This window comes from Planomonospora corallina (assembly GCF_042650625.1).
Lineage (GTDB): Bacteria > Actinomycetota > Actinomycetes > Streptosporangiales > Streptosporangiaceae > Planomonospora_B > Planomonospora_B corallina.
In genome coordinates, this window is sequence record NZ_JBHSBM010000040.1 from 296,069 (window position 1) to 313,297 (window position 17,229).

Here is a 17,229-nt window from a genome sequence, read left to right on the forward strand (position 1 = left end):
CGATTACCACAAATGTCGCGCCAGGTGGCGCGGTCGTGGCGGTGGCCTCCCCGGCGGCACGGTGGTCTTCCGGGCGGCGCGGTCCGGGGTTCGAGGGGCCCGTGTCGGTGAAACGGGCCGGTGGAAACGGGCCGGTGCCCGGGGAAGACGGGGTCCGCAGGCATGGGAACGGCTCGACGGACCTGGTATGGTGATGGTTTGTCATAACAACCAGCACAATGTGTTATAAGGCCCGGAGCATCCTATTAGCGCCAAAGATAATGGAGTAACGGCAACCCGTCAAATCGAGCTCGCCAAGGAGCAGGAGTACGTCTCCGCGCTCTACGGGCGGCTCGACCTGCTGCGCGAGCGCACCCAGCGGCAACTCGACGGGGTGCTCGCCCAGGGCGGCGGCGGCACCCACCAGAACCGCTCGGAGCGCGACAGCTTCGCCGGGATGTACGCCGAACGGCTGGCCCGCCTCTGGGCGGTGGAGAACGGCCTATGCTTCGGGCGGCTCGACAACTCCGACGACACCTCCCTCTACATCGGCCGCATCGGGCTGGCCGACGACGACCAGCACCGCCTGCTGATCGACTGGCGCGCCCCGGTGGCGCAGCCCTTCTACCGGGCCACCCCCGCCTCCCCGATGGGCGTCACCCGCCGCCGCCACCTGCAGACCAGGGGGCGCAAGGTGATCGGCGTCGACGACGACCTGCTCGACCTCGACGCCCTCACCGACGAGGCCGCGGCCACGCTCAACGGCGAGGCCGCGCTGCTGGCCTCGCTCGGCGCCCGCCGCACCGGCCGCATGCGCGACATCGTGGCCACGATCCAGGCCGAGCAGGACCGCATCATCCGCTCCGACCTGTCCGGCGTGCTCGTCGTGCAGGGCGGTCCCGGCACCGGCAAGACCGTGGTGGCCCTGCACCGCGCGGCCTACCTGCTCTACACCCACCGGGAGAAGCTCGCCCGCAAGGGCGTGCTCATCCTCGGCCCCAACCCCACCTTCCTGCGCTACATCGAGCAGGTCCTGCCCTCCCTGGGCGAGACCGACGTGCTGCTGTCCACGGTCGCCGAGCTGTACCCCGGGGTCACCGCGACCGCCGGGGAACGCCCCGAGACGGCCGCGGTCAAGGGCGACGAGCGCATGGCCCAGGTGCTGGCGCGCGCCGTACGGGACCGGCAGCGGGTGCCCCGCAAGCCGATCGAGATCAAGCTGGACCGCTACACCCTCCGCCTCGACGGCCGTACCCTGGAGGCCGCCCGCAACCGGGCCGGCCGCTCGCGCCGCCCGCACAACGAGGCCCGCGCCGTCTTCGTGCGCCACCTGCTCAACGCCCTGGCCCGGCAGGCCGCCAGGGAGCTCGGCAAGGGCGTCATCGACGACGACGAGCTGGCCGACCTGCGCGAGGAGCTCCGCACCGAGCAGCCGGTGAAGGCCGCGCTGAACCGGCTGTGGCCCTACACCACCCCGCAGCAGCTCCTGCTCGGCCTGTTCACCTCCCGTGAGCGGCTCGAGTACGCCGCGACCGGGCTGAGCCCGGCCGAGCGCGAGCTGCTGCTGCGCGAGCCGCCCCGCAAGGGGGAGGCCTGGTGGACCCCCGCCGACGTGGCCCTGCTGGACGAGGCCGCCGAGCTGCTCGGCGAGATCGACCCCGCCGTGCTGCGGGCGGGGGCGTGGATGGCTGAGGAGGAGCAGGCCGCCGCCCGCGCAGCCGAGCGTGAGGAGACCAGCATGCAGCTCGCCTACGCCAAGGAGGTGCTGGAGCTGACCGGCCTGTCCGAGATCATGGACGCGGAGAAGTTCGCCGCCCGGCACCTGGGCGACGAGTTCTACCTCACCACCGCCGAACGGGCCGCGGGCGACCGCACCTGGGCCTTCGGGCACGTCATCGTGGACGAGGCGCAGGAGTTGTCGCCGATGGACTGGCGGATGGTCATGCGCCGGTGCCCCGGCCGGTCGATGACGATCGTCGGCGACCTGGCGCAGACCGCCTCGGCGGCCGGGGCCCGCTCCTGGGAGCAGGTGCTCGACCCGTACGCGGCCGGGCGATGGCGGGTGGAGACCCTCAGCGTCAACTACCGCACCCCCTCCGAGCTGATGGCCGTGGCCGCCGCGGTGCTCCCGCTGGTCGGCCCCGGCCTGACCGCGCCCGCCTCGGTCCGCGAGACCGGTGAGCCTCCCTGGGCGGCCTCCCCGCTGGAGTCCCTGCCCGAGGCGGTCGAGGCCGAGCTCGTCGAGGGCGGGCGCCTGGCGGTGCTCGTCCCCGACTCCCTCGCCGCGGAGCTGGGCGAGACCGTGACCCGCGCGGTCGGCGGGGCGGTCGCCGGGCCGGGCACGGCGGCCCTGGACGCCCCCGCGGCGGTCCTGAGCGTGGCCGACGCCAAGGGACTGGAGTTCGACGCCGTCATCGTGGTGGAGCCGGCCCTGATCCTGGCGGAGTCCCCCCGGGGCGCGAGCGACCTGTACGTCGCCCTGACCCGGGCGACCCGGCGGCTCGGCGTGGTCCACTCCCGGCCGCTGCCCGAGCCGCTCGCCGGCCTCGGACGGCGCCCCGGCCCCTGAGCCCCGGGTCCCGTCCCGGGCCCCGGGGAACCCCGGGGCCCGGCCGGAGAACTCCCTTCCGAGGGCTGTCGATTCCGGCGCCTGCCGCGCGTCATAGGAGCGCGTACGGCACACGCCTGACGACATCGAAGGGAGAGACGCCATGAGATACATGCTGCTGGCCGTCGGGGACGAGAGGCCCTGGGCCCAGGCCGGTCCCGCGGAGAGGGAGGAGATCTACGCCCGCTGGGGCCGCTTCGAGGAGAAGCCGGCGGCCGGGAACGCGGGGCGGGGCGGCAACGAGCTGGCCGGCTCCGGCGCCGCCACCACGGTCAGGAAGACCGGGGGGGAGGGTGGTCGTCACCGACGGCCCCTACGCCGAGACGGCCGAGCAGATCGGCGGATACGTCATGATCGAGGTCGCGGGCGCGGAGGAGGCGATCGAGTTCGCCGCGGCCTGCCCCGAGGAGATCGTGGAGATCCGCCCCGTGGTCGAATACGGGGGATGAGCATGACAGCGGTCGAGCAGGCGTACCGGCGGCACTGGGCACGCCTGCTCGCCCTGCTCACCGCCGAGCTGCGCGATCTGGACCTGGCGGAGGAGTCGCTGCAGGACGCCTTCGCCGCGGCCCTCGCCGCCTGGCCGCCGGAGCCCGCCAACCCGCCCGCCTGGCTGCTCACCACGGCGCGCAGACGCGCGCTGAGCCGGCTCCGGCGCGAGGCCGTCGCGGCGCGGAAACTACCGCTGCTGGTCGTCGACGACCCGCCGCGCCCTCGTCCATCCCCGACGAGCGGCTCCAGCTGATCTTCACCTGCTGCCATCCCGCGCTGTCCACGGACGCCCGGGTGGCCCTGACGCTGCGCTGCGCCGGGGCCTGACCACCCGGGAGATCGCCCGGCTGTTCCTCGTCTCCGAGGCCACGATGGCCGCCAGGATCACCCGGGCGAAGAAGAAGATCGCCCAGGCCGGCATCCCGTACCGGGTCCCGGACGGGCCGGAGCTGGGCGAGCGGCGCGACGGGGTGCCGGACGTCCGGGAGCGCCGGGCGGCGGCGTATCAGACGGTGACGGGGTAGGTCAGCGCGAGCTCGTCGCCGGGCACGCCGCGGATGCCCCAGTTGGCCCGGGGCGACTCGATGATCACGATCTCCAGGTCGTCGGCGGCGAGGCCGAGCGCCTCCCCGGTCCGGGCGAACAGGGCGCGGATCAGCTCGCGCTTGGCCTCCTCCGAGCGACCCGTGAAGCAGACGATCTCCACGATCAGATAACGCTCGCCCCGCTCCGGGCAGACGAGGTCGTCGGCGTCCAGCAGCAGGAACCGGTGGAAGCGCTTGCCGGGGGGGAGCTTCCACGTCTCGACCAGGCAGCCGTGCACGACGTCGGAGAGCTCCCGGCGGAGCGGGGCCCACACGTCGCGGCGGCCGTAGAACTTGATCTGCGCCATGACGCCGAGTCTCCCAGATCCCCTCCGGCGGCGGGCGGACGGGTACGGCCGGCCGCCGCCGGAGGGGCGGCCGGGAGGCCGGGCGCCCGCTCGCCCGGCGGCCGAATCCGCCGTCATCACCGGTCGGTCCTCCGGCTTGCTCCCTAGCTGCGAAAACGGTATGTTTCCGCAGCTGGGGACGAGGTTGACATCTGCGCTGAGGTCGGTAGTTTTGCTCCCCAGTCCAGCACGGGACTGGCCGGTTGGCCGTGCCTGACATCACCGGTTCCTCGCCCGTGGCGGAGCACGACTCCGCCCGCTCAGCCAGGCGCAGGACCGGTGCTCCGTCGGGTCGGGGCACCCCAGCCGGGTGGGGGAATGGACCCGGGAGATGCCTGGGCACCCAGTAGACAACGGCAATCCGCGCCCGCCGCCGACGGGACGGAACCGGTCCGAAGGGTTCGTCCGGGCACTCTTCCCGCTCCCGTGCCGGTACCGCGAGTGTCGGGGTGATCCCCAGAGCATCCGTCCGCTCTGGAGGTCACCCCGCTGTCGTGGTGCCGGTAGCGTTCGGCTGACGCGTCCTGTCACGCCCGAACGTCCCCGAGGAGAGTCCCGTGGTGCAGGAGAAGACGGCCCCTCCGGCGGAGGAGTCCCCGGCCGCCCCCGGGGCGGGGGTCCCGGGCGCCTCCCCGCGCCGGGAGCCGGCCGTCCGCGCGGCCGCGGCGGCCGTGGGCGGGCTCCTGCTCTACCTGTCCTTCCCGCCGCTCGGGCTCTGGTTCCTGGCCCCCCTCGGCGCCGCCCTCATGATCCGCGCGGTGCACGGGACCCGTCCCCGCCGGGCCGCCTGGCTGGGCCTCGCCGGCGGGCTCGCCTTCCTCGCCCCCGGGCTCCACTGGGTCAGCCCCATCGGTGTCGACGCCTGGCTGGGCCTGACGGCCATCGAGAGCCTCTTCTACGCCGCCTGGGCCGCCGGCACCGCGCTGGTCGTCCGGCTGCCCCTGTGGCCGCTGTGGAGCTCCGCGCTCTGGGTGGCCATGGAGTGGGCGCGCGGCGCCGTCCCCTTCGGCGGCTTCCCCTGGATGCGGCTGGCCTTCAGCCAGGGAGAGTCGGCCCTCACCCCGTACGCGGCCCTGGGCGGGGCGCCGCTGGTGAGCTTCGCCGTGGTGCTCTGCGGGGCGCTGCTGGCCCTCGCCTCGCTGCGGATCCCGGCCCTTTCCGGCGCCCCGCGGCCGGGGCCGGAGGGCCGGCGGCTCGCCCGGGCCGTCGCGCCGCCGGTCGCCCTGGCCCTGGCGGTCCCGGCCGCGGCCTTCGCCGTACCCCGGCCCGGCGACGAGGGCCGGACCGTGACGGTCGGCGTCGTCCAGGGCAACGTGCCCGGCCGGGGCATGGGCTTCCTGGGCGACGAGCCGGCCGTGGTCCTGCGCAACCACACCCGCAAGCTCCACGAGATGGCGCAGGCCGTACGCGAGGGCCGGATGCCGCGCCCGGACATCGTGGTGCTGCCGGAGAACTCCACCGACATCGACCCCTACCGCAGCGCGCTCGCCCACGCCGAGATCGACGCGGCGGTGAAGGACATCGGCGTGCCCGTCCTGGTCGGCGCCGTGGTCGGGATCGGGGAGGGCAACCGGGCCACCCGCAGCCTGGTCTGGGACCCGGTGACCGGGCCCGGCGCCTACTACGACAAGCAGAAGCTCGTGCCCTTCGGCGAGTTCACCCCGATGAAGGACCTCGTGCTCGCGCTGTTCGAGCGGGCCGCGCTGGTCGGCAAGCAGTCGGTGGCCGGCACCCGCGACGGCGACCTGAAGCTCGGCCCGGTGACCGTCGGAGCGATCAACTGCTACGAGGTCGCCTTCGACGACGTCGTCCTCGGCACCGCCCGGACCGGCGCCAGCCCGCTGGTGGTGCAGACCAACAACGCGACCTACGCGCGCACCGGCCTGCCGCCCCAGCAGCTGGCCATGTCGCAGCTGCGCGCCGTGGAGCACAACCGCGCCGTGGTCACCTCCGCGACCACCGGGATCTCCGCCTCGGTGACCCCGGACGGCGAGGTGGTCTGGCGGACCGGTGAGCTGGTCGCCGACACGGCCGTGCTGACCGTCTCGGTCCGCACGGAGCGGACCGTGGCCACCCGGGTTGGCGCGGTGCCCCAGTGGGCCCTGATACTGGTGGGTACGGTCGCGCTGGCCATGGTTCCGGTGGCCCCGGTGCTCCGGCGGCGCGGTGCGGCCGACCGCAGGGCAGAGCAGAACGAACAGGTGGAAGAGGGCGAGTGATGGAGCAGACGGTCGGCAGGGTGCTCGTCATCGTCCCGACGTACAACGAGCGGGAGAACCTGCCGATGATCGTCCGGCGGGTCCGCGCGGCGGTGCCCGAGGCGCACCTGCTGGTGGCCGACGACGCCAGCCCCGACGGCACCGGCGAGATCGCCGACGAGCTGGCCGCCGCCGACGACCACGTCCACGTGCTCCACCGCTCGGGAAAGCAGGGCCTGGGCGCCGCCTACATCGCGGGGTTCCGCTGGGGCATGGCCGAGGGCTACGACGTGCTCGTGGAGATGGACGCCGACGGCTCCCACCAGCCCGAGGAGCTGCCCGCGCTGCTCCGGGCGCTGGCCGGCGGGGCCGACCTGGCCATCGGCTCGCGCTGGGTGCCCGGCGGCAAGGTGGTCAACTGGCCCGCCTCCCGGGAGTTCCTGTCGCGCGGCGCGAACGTCTACACCCGGATGATGCTCGGCATGCCGGTCCGCGACGCCACCGCGGGCTTCCGCGCCTACCGGGCCGCCACCCTCCAGAAGATCGGCCTGGACGACGTCGAGTCCCAGGGCTACTGCTTCCAGGTGGACCTGACCCTGCGCACGGTCCGGCACGGCCTGCGCGTCGCCGAGGTGCCGATCACCTTCGTGGAGCGCACCGTCGGCGCGAGCAAGATGAGCCGGGACATCATCGCCGAGGCGCTGTGGCGGGTCACCCAGTGGGGCGTGACCGGCCTGCCCCGCAGGCTGCGCCGGTCGCGCCGGTAGGGCTTGGTCACCTTCCCCGGGCGGCCCCGGCGGACGCCGGGAGATCACCGCGAGCATCGCGACGACACGGACTTCAGAGAAGACATGACCGGTAGCCCCACGCCCGCCGCCCCGACCGCCGACGAACTACTGGAGATCGCCGACGCCCTTCTCCCCGGCCACTCCCTGGACGAGGCCCGGGTCACGGAGGGCAATCTCCACCACGTCGTCCTCCTCCCGGGAACAGCGGCCGTACGGGTCAGCAAGCGTCCGTCGTCGGCGCGGGAGATGCCGCGCCGCATGGAGGTGCTGCGGGAGGTCTCCCAGGCCGGGCTGCCCTTCGCGGTGCCGGAGCCGCTCACGCCCGTGACCCGGTTCGGCGAGCGTACGGCGGTCGCCGTCTCCTGGGTCGACGGTGAAGCACAGCCTGAGGGCCAGGGCGACCCCGGCCGGATCGGGGAACTGCTGCGCGCCGTGCGAGAGGTCACCGTCACCGCGCGCCTGAGGCGACTGCTCAACGCCCCGAGAGAGAAGGGCTGGGCCGAAGTCCTGGCCGAGGAGGTCGTTCCGCGTCTGCCGGACAGATGGCGGGACGAGTGCCGCACGCGTCTGGAAGCGGCGCGGGACCTGGAAGCCGTACCGGATGCACTGGTCCACGGTGATCTGTGCGGCGCCAACGTGCACTGGAGCCGGGACGGCCGGCTGATCGGCGTCCTGGACTGGGACCAGGCCCATCTGTTCGACCCCGCCATCGACGCGGCCCTGATGGCCTGGCACGGCTGGGACACCGTCAGGAAGGCGGTGGACCCCGGGATCTACCGGCGCGCCCGCGTCTACGACGCCCCGTTCGGCGTCGGACATCTCGTCGGAGTCCTCGACGGTCGTCCGCTGGTGAACGTCGAGGGGTATGCGCGCAGCATCGTCGCCTGGCTTGAGAGGAACGACTAGACGGCCGGGCCGGGAGCCCGCCACAGGACGCGCCCGATCCGCTCCGCGCCCTCGTCACCGCGCGATGGGTTGCTGCGGCTGCCGGGAGCGGGTCAGCGGCGGATGAGGCCGAGGTCGGCGGCGGTGGCGACGGCGGCGGCCAGATCTTCGGGCGGGGCGTCTTTGAGGAGGTAGCCGGTGGCGCGCCCGCACCATGGGGTGGTCGTCGGCCAGCAGCAGCTGGATGCTGGACAGGCCCTGGGCGAGGGTGTCGTGGATCTCACGGGCCAGCCGCTCGCGCTCGGCCAGGACACCGGCGGTGTGCTGGGCGGCGGTCAGGTCGGCCCGGGCGGCGGTGAGCTCCTCGATCAACTGCCGGCGCTGTTCGCTCTCCCGGTACAGCGCCCGGTACCCCCACACCACCGCCACCGCGACGGCGGCGCCGATCGTGGGGCCGATCGCGATGGCCGGGCCGGCCGAGCCGGTGTGGACGGCGAACCCGGCGCTGGCCGCCATGGCGGTCGCGACCACCGCGGCCAGGCCGGCGCGGCGCGGCAGCAGGTGGACCTGGAGGAAATACAGCGGGAAGGCCACCCAGACCGCCTCGGGCGACAGAGCCAGCAGCACCAGCCACACGGCGCCCACCGTCGCCGGCCACCAGGCGGCGGCCCGTCGGGACAGGCGGACGGAGGGCAGCAGCGGCCCGGCGGCGTACACCAGCGCGCAGGCCGCCGCCGTGGCGGCGATCGCTCCGGCGTGCGGCCGGCCGTCGGCCACGGCCCGGCCGACGGCCAAGGCCAGCAGACCGATGACCAGCAGGTGCAGGCACCAGGCCAGGGCCCGGGTGGCCGGGGTCAGGGCGGGAGCAGCGATGTTCACAGTGGCCCCCAGGTTGCGAGGCCGGGCTCCCGGCGGCCTCCATCGAAAGATGGAACCCGCGTGTCGTCTTTCGGCCCGCCAAGTGCGCTCTTGCGCCAGAAGCGCGCGCCGGGGGCGGCGGCGAGGGTGGGGCCGTACCGCTCGCGTCGCTGGAAAGGACCGGTCAAGACCGTGTTCGTCGCCTGGAGAGATCTGAAGTTCGCCAAAGGGCGTTTCGCCCTGATGGGCGCCGTCATCGTCCTGATCACCCTGCTGGTCGGACTGCTGCCGGGGCTGACCGCCGGGCTGGGACAGCAGAACATCTCGGCGATCACGGGACTGCCCGCCGACCGGATCGCCTTCCAAGCCCCCGGCGACGGCCAGGACCTGCCGTACTCCGACTCCACCGTCACCCGGCCGCAGTGGCAGCGCTGGTCCACGGCACCCGGCGTGCAGAGCGCCGAACCACTGGGGATCACCACGACCAGGGCCACCACCGGAGACGGCAGCACCGCCGTCTCGGCGTTCGGCGTCGAGCCCGGCTCCCGCCTCGCCCCCGGCAGCGACAAGATCACCGACAGTGCGGTGGTGCTGTCGGCCGCGGCCGCCGACACCCTGGGCGTGGAGGCCGGCGGCTCCCTCACCCTGGCAGGCCGGCGGTTGACGGTGGCCGCCGTGGCGGGCGGCGCCTTCTTCAGCCACACCCCGGTGATCTGGACCAGCCTGGACACCTGGCGCAGGACCGCTCCTCCCACCGGCGCGGCCGGCGAACCGACCGCCACCGTCATCGCCCTGAACACCACCTCCGGGGCCGACATCCAGACCCTCGACCAGCAGCTCGGCACCAGGACGGTCTCCACCGGCGACTCACTGCCGGCGATCGGGTCCTACGCCTCCGAAAACGGCTCCCTGCAGCTGATGCGCGGCTTTCTGTTCGCCATCTCGGCCGTGCCGTTCCCGCTCACCCCCGCCACCGTGCTGTTCCCGGCCGCCGTGATCATCGCTCTCGGCGCCCTGGGCGCCGCCCTGTCCATCCGCCGCATCACCTCCGTCGACCCGCTGACCGCCCTGGGGAGCGCCTGAACCTGACCGACATCACCCTCACCTACCCTGACGGCGCCACCCGCCTGATCGCCCTGCACCAGGTCAGCCTCCAGGTCCCCAAGGGCAGCCTGACCGCCGTGGTCGGCCCCTCCGGCTCGGGCAAGTCCAGCCTGCTGGCCGTCGCGGCCACCCTCATCACCCCCGACGCCGGCACCGTCACCATCGACGGCGTCTCCACCACCGGCATGACCTGCGGCGAGCTCACCGAGCTGCGCCGTCACAGGATCGGCATCGTCTTCCAGCAGCCCAACCTGCTGCCCTCCCTCACCGCCGCCGAACAACTCCAGGCCATGGCCCAGATCGGCGGCCGCAAGCCCCGCACCGCCCGGGACCGGGCACTGGAGCTGCTCGACGCGGTCGGCCTGGCCGACGAGGCCGACCGCCGCCCCCACCAGCTCTCCGGCGGCCAGCGCCAGCGCGTCAACATCGCCCGGGCCCTGATGAACGACCCCACCGTCCTGCTGGTCGATGAACCCACCAGCGCCCTGGACCACCAACGCGGCGCCGCCGTCATCGACCTGATCACCCGCCTCACCCATCAGCAGGCCACCGCCACCGTCCTGGTCACCCACGACCGCGCGCACCTCACCGCCGTCGACCGGATCGCCGAAGTCCACGACGGCCGCCTGCGCCTACCGACGCCGACCCGCTGAACCGCCGACCCGCCGACCCGCCGGCGGGTCGGCCCGCGCCACAGCGGGCCCACCCGCGCAGACCGCGGGTACACGGTCCGATCCATCGAGGTCACGGGCACCGCCCGGGGCCGCCGCCTGGGTCTGCGCGGCCCGCAGCGTCTCGAACCCCTTGGCGATCTTCTGGTTGAGCTGCTCGAGCGCGTCGTAGGCGTCCCGGAACGTCGGCAGATCACCGGTGGCCGCGGCAGGCAGGACCTTCTCGTCGCGGATCTTGACGTAGGTGGTCCAGTCGGCGTAGAGCCGCTCGGCGGTCGCGTTGACGGGTTCGGCGTGGGCCCCGGAGGTCCGTTCGAGGGCTCAGCGGGACGTGCCGTCGCGGGACGCGCTCGCGGCGACCGGTCCGGGATCCCGTTCCGGACGTTTCCGGCGCGCGGGATCGAGGAACGTACAGGAGCGACCTCGCAGGTCATGCACCGGCGGCCGGAGGGCCCGTCCCTTTCGCCGGCGCCATGGAGATCGTCCCCCCGACTCTTGAGACTCTTGAGAGAAGGGGCCATGACGGAAACCGCTCAGACGACCCGGCGACCGCGTGAGCGCGCGCAGTCCAGATCCGGTACGGCCGCCGGGCGCAAGCCCGCCGCGGCGAAGCCCGTGCGGTCCGTGGACCCGGTGGAGCTCGCGGGGGACGGGCACGCCGGCAGGCCGCTCACCCTGACGCTTCCTCTGCTCACCCTGCAGTTCCGGCCCCCGCAGATCACCGGGCGGGAGGTCGGTCAGGTCCTCGGCGCCGCCCGCTCCCTCCTTCCGTCGCGCGAGCGCCTCGCCTACTACGGCGGGCTCGGCGCGCTGGCGGCGTTCGGGCTCCTCGAGTGGCCGGTGGCGGCCGCCATCGGCGTCGGGACGGTGATCGCCCAGCGCTCCCGCGGAGAAGGCCGGGAGGATTCCCCGGCGCGGCGGAACGGCACGGGGCGCGCCTCCGCCTGACCGCGGCCCGCCGCCCTGACGGGCCGGATGGGACGGGGCCGCCCGGGCCGCCGAGCCGGGATCCGTCCGGCCCCGTCCTGTCTCGTCCTGTTATGTCCGGCACCGCTCGGCCCGTCCTGTCCGGTCCCGCCCTGTCCGGGCCTGTTCTGTCCGGCCCTCGGCCGTTCCCGCCGTTCGATCCAGGCCCGCTGGAGAGGTGAATGTTCCTGTCACGGTTGCTCGTGGTCTCCACCGACGTGCTCCGGGACGTCCTGCCGGACGCCCTCGCGGGCGCCCTGCCGGCCCCCCGCCGCCTGCGGCCCTGCCCCGGAGGGGTCCGGATCGACCTGCACACGATCGGCGCGCCTGGCACGGAGCGGGCGGCGCGCCGGCTCGAGGCCCGGCTGCGCGCGGTGGACGGGGTGGAGCGGGCGGAGGTCAACGGCGCCCTCGGCTGTGTCTTCGTGGCGGGCCGCGAGGACCCGGCCGGGCACGGTGAACTGCTGGCGATCGTGACCGAGCTCGACGCCGCGCCGGACCCGGAAGCGGGCGCGGAGCCCGGCGGCCGGGCCCCCGGCGCGGAGCCCGGGCCTCCCGGCACGCGGGTGGACGACGGGCCCGGAGCGGCGGGCACGGGAGCGGCGGCGACCCCCGGCGCGGAGCCCGGGCCGCCGAACGTGCGGGCGGACGCGCCGCCGGGCGCGCGGGCGGGCAGGCGGGCGGACGGGGAACCCGGCGGGGACGGGTCACCGTACCGGCCGCGGATCCGCGTCGCGGAGCGGCACGTGCGCGCCGCGCTCCGGCTCTGCGCGGGCCTCACCGGGGCAGGGCTGGCGATGGCCGGGAAGGCGGTGCGGCTGCCGAGGCTCTCCCCGGTGATCCCGGCCCTGCTGCACCTGGCGGACTCCACCCCGGCCCTGCGCGAGGAACTGAACCGCCGGCTCGGCCGCCCGGCCACCGACACGCTGTTCACCGCGGGGCACGTCATCGGCCAGACGCTCGCGCTGAGCCCCTCGGCGCTGCTCGTGCACGCGGCGGGGTCGGCCGTCCACTACGCCGAGGCACGCGCCGCGCGGGGCGCGTGGCGGCGTCTGGAGGAGGAGCTGGCCCGAGTCCGGGGGGCGTACCGCCACGTCAGGAAGCCGTCCCGGCCGCGCCCCATCCCCCTGCCCGCCGGCCCGATCGAGCGGTACGCGAGCGTCGCGAGCCCGGCGACGGCGGGGGCCTACGCGCTGACGAGGTCGTTCAGCCGCAGCGCCCGCCGCGGCCACGCCATGATGGTCGCGGCCACGCCCAAACAGGCGGAACTGGGCCGGCAGGCCTTCGCCGCCGCGGTCGGGCGCGCCCTGGCACGGCGCGGCTCGGTGGTGCTCGACCCGCACGCCCTGCGCCGCATGGACCGGGTCGACACGGTCGTCATCGACGCCGAGGTCCTGCTCACCGGCGCCTGGACGATCGACCGCGTGCTGCGGGCCGCCGACGGCGCCGCGAGCGTGGACGCCGGCACGCTCCACGCGCGGCTGCACGCCCTCATCGACCCCGCCGACCCCACCGCGCACCGGCGCCAGGACGGGTGGGCCGTCGGGCCGCTCACCCGGCTGCCCGGGCCCCTCGCCGCCGAGGGCCCCGCCTGGCGCGCCCAGGGGCTGCGGGCGGTGGGACTGACCCGGCGCGGTGAGCCGGTCGCGGTCGCCGCGCTGGCGCGGGAGACGGATCCGCTGGCCGAGGCGGTCGTCGCCGCGGCCAAGGCCGCGGGCGCCGTGCTGCTCTCCGGCGGAGACCGGGGCCTGGCCGCGCGGTTCGGCGTCGGACGGACCGCCTCGGGGGGCACGCGGCTCGCCGCCGCCGTCCACGCCCTGCAGGCCGAGGGCCGAACCGTCGCCGTCGTCTCACGGGGGCTCGCCAGGGCCCTGGCCCAGGCCGACCTCGGCATCGGGGTGACGGACGGGTCCGGCCACCTGCCGTGGGAGGCGGACGTGGCCGGCGACCTCGACGGCGCCCACCTCCTGCTGAGCTGCCTGCCCAGGGCGCACACGGCGAGCCGGCGGAGCGTGCGGCTGGGGGCCGCGGGGGCGGGCATCGGCGCGCTGGTGGCCGTCGCCGGGCCGGAGCGGGCGGCGCCGGCCCGGGCGCACCTGGTGAGCAACTGCGTCTCCCTGGCCGCGCTCGCCCTGGGCGAGCTGTCGGGCCGCGCCGCCGGACGGCTGCCGTCCCCGGCCCGCGCCGACGGCACCCCCTGGTACGCGATGACGGCCGACGACGTCCTGGCCCGGCTGGACTCCTCACCCGACGGGATCGCCGAAGCGGAGGCCGCCGGCCGGCGGGCCGGGACGGGACCGGAGGAGGACGGGGACCCGAGCCGCTCCCTGGTCCGCGCCTCCGCCGAGGAGCTGGCCAACCCGCTGACCCCCGTGCTGGCGGCGGGAGCGGGCATGTCCGCGCTGATCGGCTCGGTGCTGGACGCGCTGCTGATAGGCGGCGTGACGGTGCTCAGCGCGTTCGTGGGCGGGGCCCAGAGGGTCCGGGCGGAGGGGGCGCTGCGCCGCCTGACCGAGGCATCCTCGATCCGGGTACGGCTCCGCCGGCCCGGCGGGGACGCCCAGACGACCGCCGCCGAGCTGGTCCCGGGGGACGTGGTCGAGCTGCACGCGGGCGACGCCGTACCGGCCGACTGCCGGGTGCTGGAGGCGGTCGGCCTCGAGATCGACGAGTCGCCGCTCACCGGTGAGTCGCAGCCGGTGCTGAAGACGGCCGCGCCCACGGTGGCCTCGGCCGTCGCCGAGCGGAGCTGCATGCTCTACCAGGGCACGACCGTGGCGGCCGGGAGCGGGCGCGCGGTGGTCGTCGCGACGGGCGAGGCGACGGAGGCGGGCCGGGGCGCCCGGCTGGCCTCGGGGTCCCGGCCGCCGACCGGGGTGGAGCTGCGGCTGCGCGCCCTGGGACGGCGGATCCTGCCGCTCTCGATCGGTTCCGGCCTCGCCCTGCTCGCCGTCGACCTGCTCCGGGGCCGCTCGCTGGCCGCGGGCCTCGTGCCCGCGGTGAGCCTGGCCGTGGCGGCCGTGCCCGAAGGGCTTCCCTTCATCGCCACGGTCGCGGAGCTGGCCGCCGCGCGGCGGCTGTCCAAGCGCGCCGCGCTGGTGCGCAACCCCTCCACGATCGAGGCGCTGGGCCGGGTCGGCGTGCTCTGCTTCGACAAGACCGGGACGCTCACCGAGGGGCACATCAGCCTGGGTCGCGTCTCGGACGGGTGCACCGCCTACCCCGTGGACGCGCTGCCGGACGCGTACCGGTCGATCGTCGCCGCGGCGCTGCGCGCCGGCCCCCGGTCCGGGACGGGCCTGGCCCACCCCACGGACCGCGCCGTCGTCGAGGGCGCCCGTCCGCTGGGGGTGACCGCGGAGGAGGGGGCGGACGGCTGGCGGCGGATCGCCGAGCTGCCGTTCGAGCCGGCGCGGGGCTACCACGCCGTGCTGGGTGAGAGCGGCCCGGACCGCCTGCTGAGCGTCAAGGGAGCCCCGGAGGTCGTGCTCGCCCGCTGTACGGCGGTGCGCCGCGGCACGCGGACGGAGCCCCTGGAGGAGGAGGCCAGGCTCGGTCTGGAGCGGGAGGTGGACGCCCTCGCCCGGCAGGGGTACCGGGTGCTCGCGGTGGCGCAGCGCCCCGCCTCCGGGCGGAGCGACCTGGACGAGGACCGTATCGGCGGGCTCTGCTTCCTCGGTCTCCTCGGCCTGGCCGACCCCGTACGGCCCACCGCCGCGCGCAGCGTCGGCCGCCTGGCGCGGGCCGGCGTCCGGGTCGTCATGGTCACCGGGGACCATCCGAGCACCGCCGAGGCCATCGCCGCCGAGCTCGGCGTGCTGGACGGCAGGCGCGTCATGACCGGACCCGAGCTGGACGACATCGACGACGACGTCCTGGCCAAGGTGCTGCCCGAGATCGCGGTGTTCGCCCGGGCGACCCCGGCGCACAAGACGCGGATCGTCTCCTGCCTGCGCGGGACGGGGGAGACCGTGGCGGTCACCGGCGACGGCGCCAACGACGCCCCCGCCATCCGCGCCGCGGACGTCGGGATCGCGCTGGGGTCCCGTGCCACGCCCGCCGCCCGGGCGGCGGCGGACGTCGTGGTGACCGACGACCGCATCGAGACGATCGTCGAGGCGATCGTGGAGGGCCGGTCCATGTGGAGCTCGGTCCGCGACTCCCTGGGCATCCTGCTGGGCGGCAACATCGGCGAGATCGTCTTCACGGTGGGCTCCAACCTGCTGACCGGACGCAGCGCGCTGAACGCCCGCCAGCTGCTCCTGGTCAACCTGCTGACCGACATGGTGCCCGCCATGGCGGTGGCGGTCCGGCCGCCCGCTGCGGCGAGCCCGGAGAAACTGCTCGCGGAGGGGCCGGAGAGCTCGCTCGGCGCCTCCCTGACCCGGGACATCTACCTGCGCGCCGCCACCACGACGGCCGCGGCCGCGGCCGCCTGGCTCGCCGGGCGGCTGACCGGCACCCGGGGGAGGGCGGACACGATCGGACTGGTCGCCCTGGTCTCGGCGCAGCTGCTGCAGACCCTGGCCAAGGGCGGGCGGGACCCCGTGGTCGCGCTCGCGGCCCTGGCCTCCCTCGCGGTCCTGGCCTGCGTCGTCTCGCTCCCCGGCGTCAGCCGGTTCTTCGGCTCCCGTCCCCTCGGTCCCGTGGGATGGTCCATCGGTCTGGGCAGCGCCACGGCCGCCACGCTCCTGGGCATGGCGGCCGAGCCGCTGCTGCGGGACTCCCTGCTCCCGGCCCGTCAGGGGAGCGAGAGCCCGTCAGGGGAATGAGAGCCCAGCAGAGGGGAGAACCCGTCAGGAGGAACGAGAAAAGAGAGCTGCACCGGACGTACTCGGAGAACCTAGCCTCAAGCGGCTTTTATCCCTTTGGGGTTGTCATGGACAATTTCTTTACATCCTTTCTCAGCAAAGCCGCCGTCATCGTGCTCGAAGTGCTCACCATGCGGCTGGTCGAGGCCCTCGTCACCGCGGTGATGCGCCGCCTCGGCTCACGGCCGGCCTGAAGGTCCCCGGCCCCCGCCTGAAGGTCCCCGGCTTCCGGCGCCCGGGTCCGCCCGCGTTCCCGGCCGAGCGAGCCGGGAACGATCCGCCCGTCCCGGAACGCGGAGGGCCCTCCGGACGTTGTCACTGTCGTACGGCGTCCGTGCGAGTGAGGAAACGATGCGCCTTCTACTCTTCCTGGCCTTCCTGGTGGTCCCGGTGCTGGAGATCTGGGTCCTGATCCAGGTCGGCGAGGTCATCGGCGGCCCGTCCACGGTCGCCCTGCTGCTCGCCGGCGGCCTCCTCGGCTCCTGGCTCGTCCGCCGCGAGGGCCGCAGAGCCTGGCGGGACCTGCAGAGCGCGCTGCAGAGCGGCCGGATGCCCGAGCGCGAGCTCGCCGACGGCGCCATGATCGTCGCGGGCGGCACGCTGCTGCTCACCCCCGGCTTCATCAGCGACATCGCCGGATTCCTGCTCGTGCTGCCCTTCACCCGGCCGCTGATGCGCAGGCTCGGCGCCTGGTTCTTCACCCGCCGGATCCGCACCCTCGCCGCACGGGCCGCCGCCGACCCCGGCCTCGGCATGGCGTTCGGCCCGACGGGGGCGGCGGGATCCCCGTTCGGCCCCTCCGAGGCGGCGGCGCGCGGCCGCACCGGCGGGCGCGGTCCCGTCATCCACGGCGAGGTCGTCCGCGACGAGCCGGCCGGTCCGGCCGCGCCGCGCGACTCCGGGCGCGACCTCACCGCCGGCGGCTGATCCGCGCCGGT

Annotated in this window: 15 protein-coding genes; 13 read left to right on the top strand and 2 right to left on the bottom strand. The window is 75.0% G+C overall.

The window, feature by feature from the left end; all coding sequences use genetic code 11:
- The first annotated feature begins 373 nt into the window (after positions 1 to 373).
- From ACFOWE_RS28150 to ACFOWE_RS28165, 4 genes are all read left to right on the top strand, one after another.
- Positions 374 to 2,548, top strand: a complete 2,175-nt coding sequence (locus tag ACFOWE_RS28150) for a HelD family protein (RefSeq protein WP_377293066.1) — start codon at positions 374 to 376, stop codon at positions 2,546 to 2,548.
- 332 nt (positions 2,549 to 2,880) lie between these two features.
- A complete protein-coding gene (locus ACFOWE_RS28155; RefSeq protein ID WP_377293068.1) occupies positions 2,881 to 3,036 on the top strand; it encodes a YciI family protein in 156 nt (51 codons plus the stop codon).
- The gene (locus ACFOWE_RS28160) at positions 3,033 to 3,332 is read left to right on the top strand and encodes a sigma factor (protein ID WP_377293070.1); all 300 of its coding nucleotides are present in this window, start codon (positions 3,033 to 3,035) and stop codon (positions 3,330 to 3,332) included. Before ACFOWE_RS28155 ends, ACFOWE_RS28160 begins: the two co-directional genes overlap by 4 nt.
- Positions 3,333 to 3,402: 70 nt before the next feature.
- Positions 3,403 to 3,603, top strand: a complete 201-nt coding sequence (locus tag ACFOWE_RS28165) for a hypothetical protein (protein WP_377293179.1) — start codon at positions 3,403 to 3,405, stop codon at positions 3,601 to 3,603.
- Here ACFOWE_RS28165 and ACFOWE_RS28170 read toward each other — a convergent pair.
- Complete coding sequence (locus ACFOWE_RS28170; protein ID WP_377293072.1) at positions 3,585 to 3,971, bottom strand: tautomerase family protein; 387 nt, start codon at positions 3,969 to 3,971, stop codon at positions 3,585 to 3,587. The genes ACFOWE_RS28165 and ACFOWE_RS28170 overlap by 19 nt on opposite strands.
- Before the next feature lie 596 nt (positions 3,972 to 4,567).
- Between ACFOWE_RS28170 and lnt the strand changes: the two genes are divergently transcribed.
- From lnt to ACFOWE_RS28185, 3 genes are all read left to right on the top strand, one after another.
- Positions 4,568 to 6,229, top strand: coding sequence for an apolipoprotein N-acyltransferase (gene lnt / locus ACFOWE_RS28175; protein WP_377293074.1), 1,662 nt, complete (start codon positions 4,568 to 4,570; stop codon positions 6,227 to 6,229).
- Positions 6,229 to 6,975, top strand: coding sequence for a polyprenol monophosphomannose synthase (locus ACFOWE_RS28180; protein WP_377293076.1), 747 nt, complete (start codon positions 6,229 to 6,231; stop codon positions 6,973 to 6,975). Before lnt ends, ACFOWE_RS28180 begins: the two co-directional genes overlap by 1 nt.
- 84 nt (positions 6,976 to 7,059) lie before the next feature.
- Positions 7,060 to 7,902, top strand: coding sequence for a phosphotransferase (locus tag ACFOWE_RS28185; protein ID WP_377293078.1), 843 nt, complete (start codon positions 7,060 to 7,062; stop codon positions 7,900 to 7,902).
- A gap of 54 nt (positions 7,903 to 7,956) precedes the next feature.
- Here the strand turns inward: ACFOWE_RS28185 and ACFOWE_RS28190 are convergent, their stop codons facing one another.
- The gene (locus tag ACFOWE_RS28190) at positions 7,957 to 8,760 is read right to left on the bottom strand and encodes a histidine kinase (protein WP_377293080.1); all 804 of its coding nucleotides are present in this window, start codon (positions 8,758 to 8,760) and stop codon (positions 7,957 to 7,959) included.
- Positions 8,761 to 8,931: 171 nt separating this feature from the next.
- Here ACFOWE_RS28190 and ACFOWE_RS28195 point away from each other — a divergent pair, with 171 nt between their 5' ends.
- From ACFOWE_RS28195 to ACFOWE_RS28220, 6 genes are all read left to right on the top strand, one after another.
- Positions 8,932 to 9,822 carry an ABC transporter permease gene (locus ACFOWE_RS28195; RefSeq protein ID WP_377293082.1) on the top strand — a complete coding sequence of 297 codons (891 nt, stop codon included), beginning with the start codon at positions 8,932 to 8,934 and terminating at the stop codon, positions 9,820 to 9,822.
- A complete protein-coding gene (locus tag ACFOWE_RS28200; RefSeq protein WP_377293181.1) occupies positions 9,819 to 10,496 on the top strand; it encodes an ABC transporter ATP-binding protein in 678 nt (225 codons plus the stop codon). Before ACFOWE_RS28195 ends, ACFOWE_RS28200 begins: the two co-directional genes overlap by 4 nt.
- 537 nt (positions 10,497 to 11,033) lie before the next feature.
- Positions 11,034 to 11,462 (top strand): hypothetical protein, encoded by a 429-nt coding sequence (locus ACFOWE_RS28205; protein WP_377293084.1) that lies wholly within the window; start codon positions 11,034 to 11,036, stop codon positions 11,460 to 11,462.
- A gap of 200 nt (positions 11,463 to 11,662) precedes the next feature.
- Entirely contained in the window at positions 11,663 to 16,252 is a 4,590-nt protein-coding gene (locus ACFOWE_RS28210; RefSeq protein ID WP_377293086.1) for an HAD-IC family P-type ATPase, read from the top strand.
- Positions 16,249 to 16,485, top strand: coding sequence for a hypothetical protein (locus ACFOWE_RS28215; protein WP_377293088.1), 237 nt, complete (start codon positions 16,249 to 16,251; stop codon positions 16,483 to 16,485). The genes ACFOWE_RS28210 and ACFOWE_RS28215 overlap by 4 nt, the downstream gene beginning before the upstream one ends.
- Before the next feature lie 157 nt (positions 16,486 to 16,642).
- The gene (locus tag ACFOWE_RS28220) at positions 16,643 to 17,218 is read left to right on the top strand and encodes an FxsA family protein (protein ID WP_377293090.1); all 576 of its coding nucleotides are present in this window, start codon (positions 16,643 to 16,645) and stop codon (positions 17,216 to 17,218) included.
- Positions 17,219 to 17,229 lie beyond the last annotated feature (11 nt).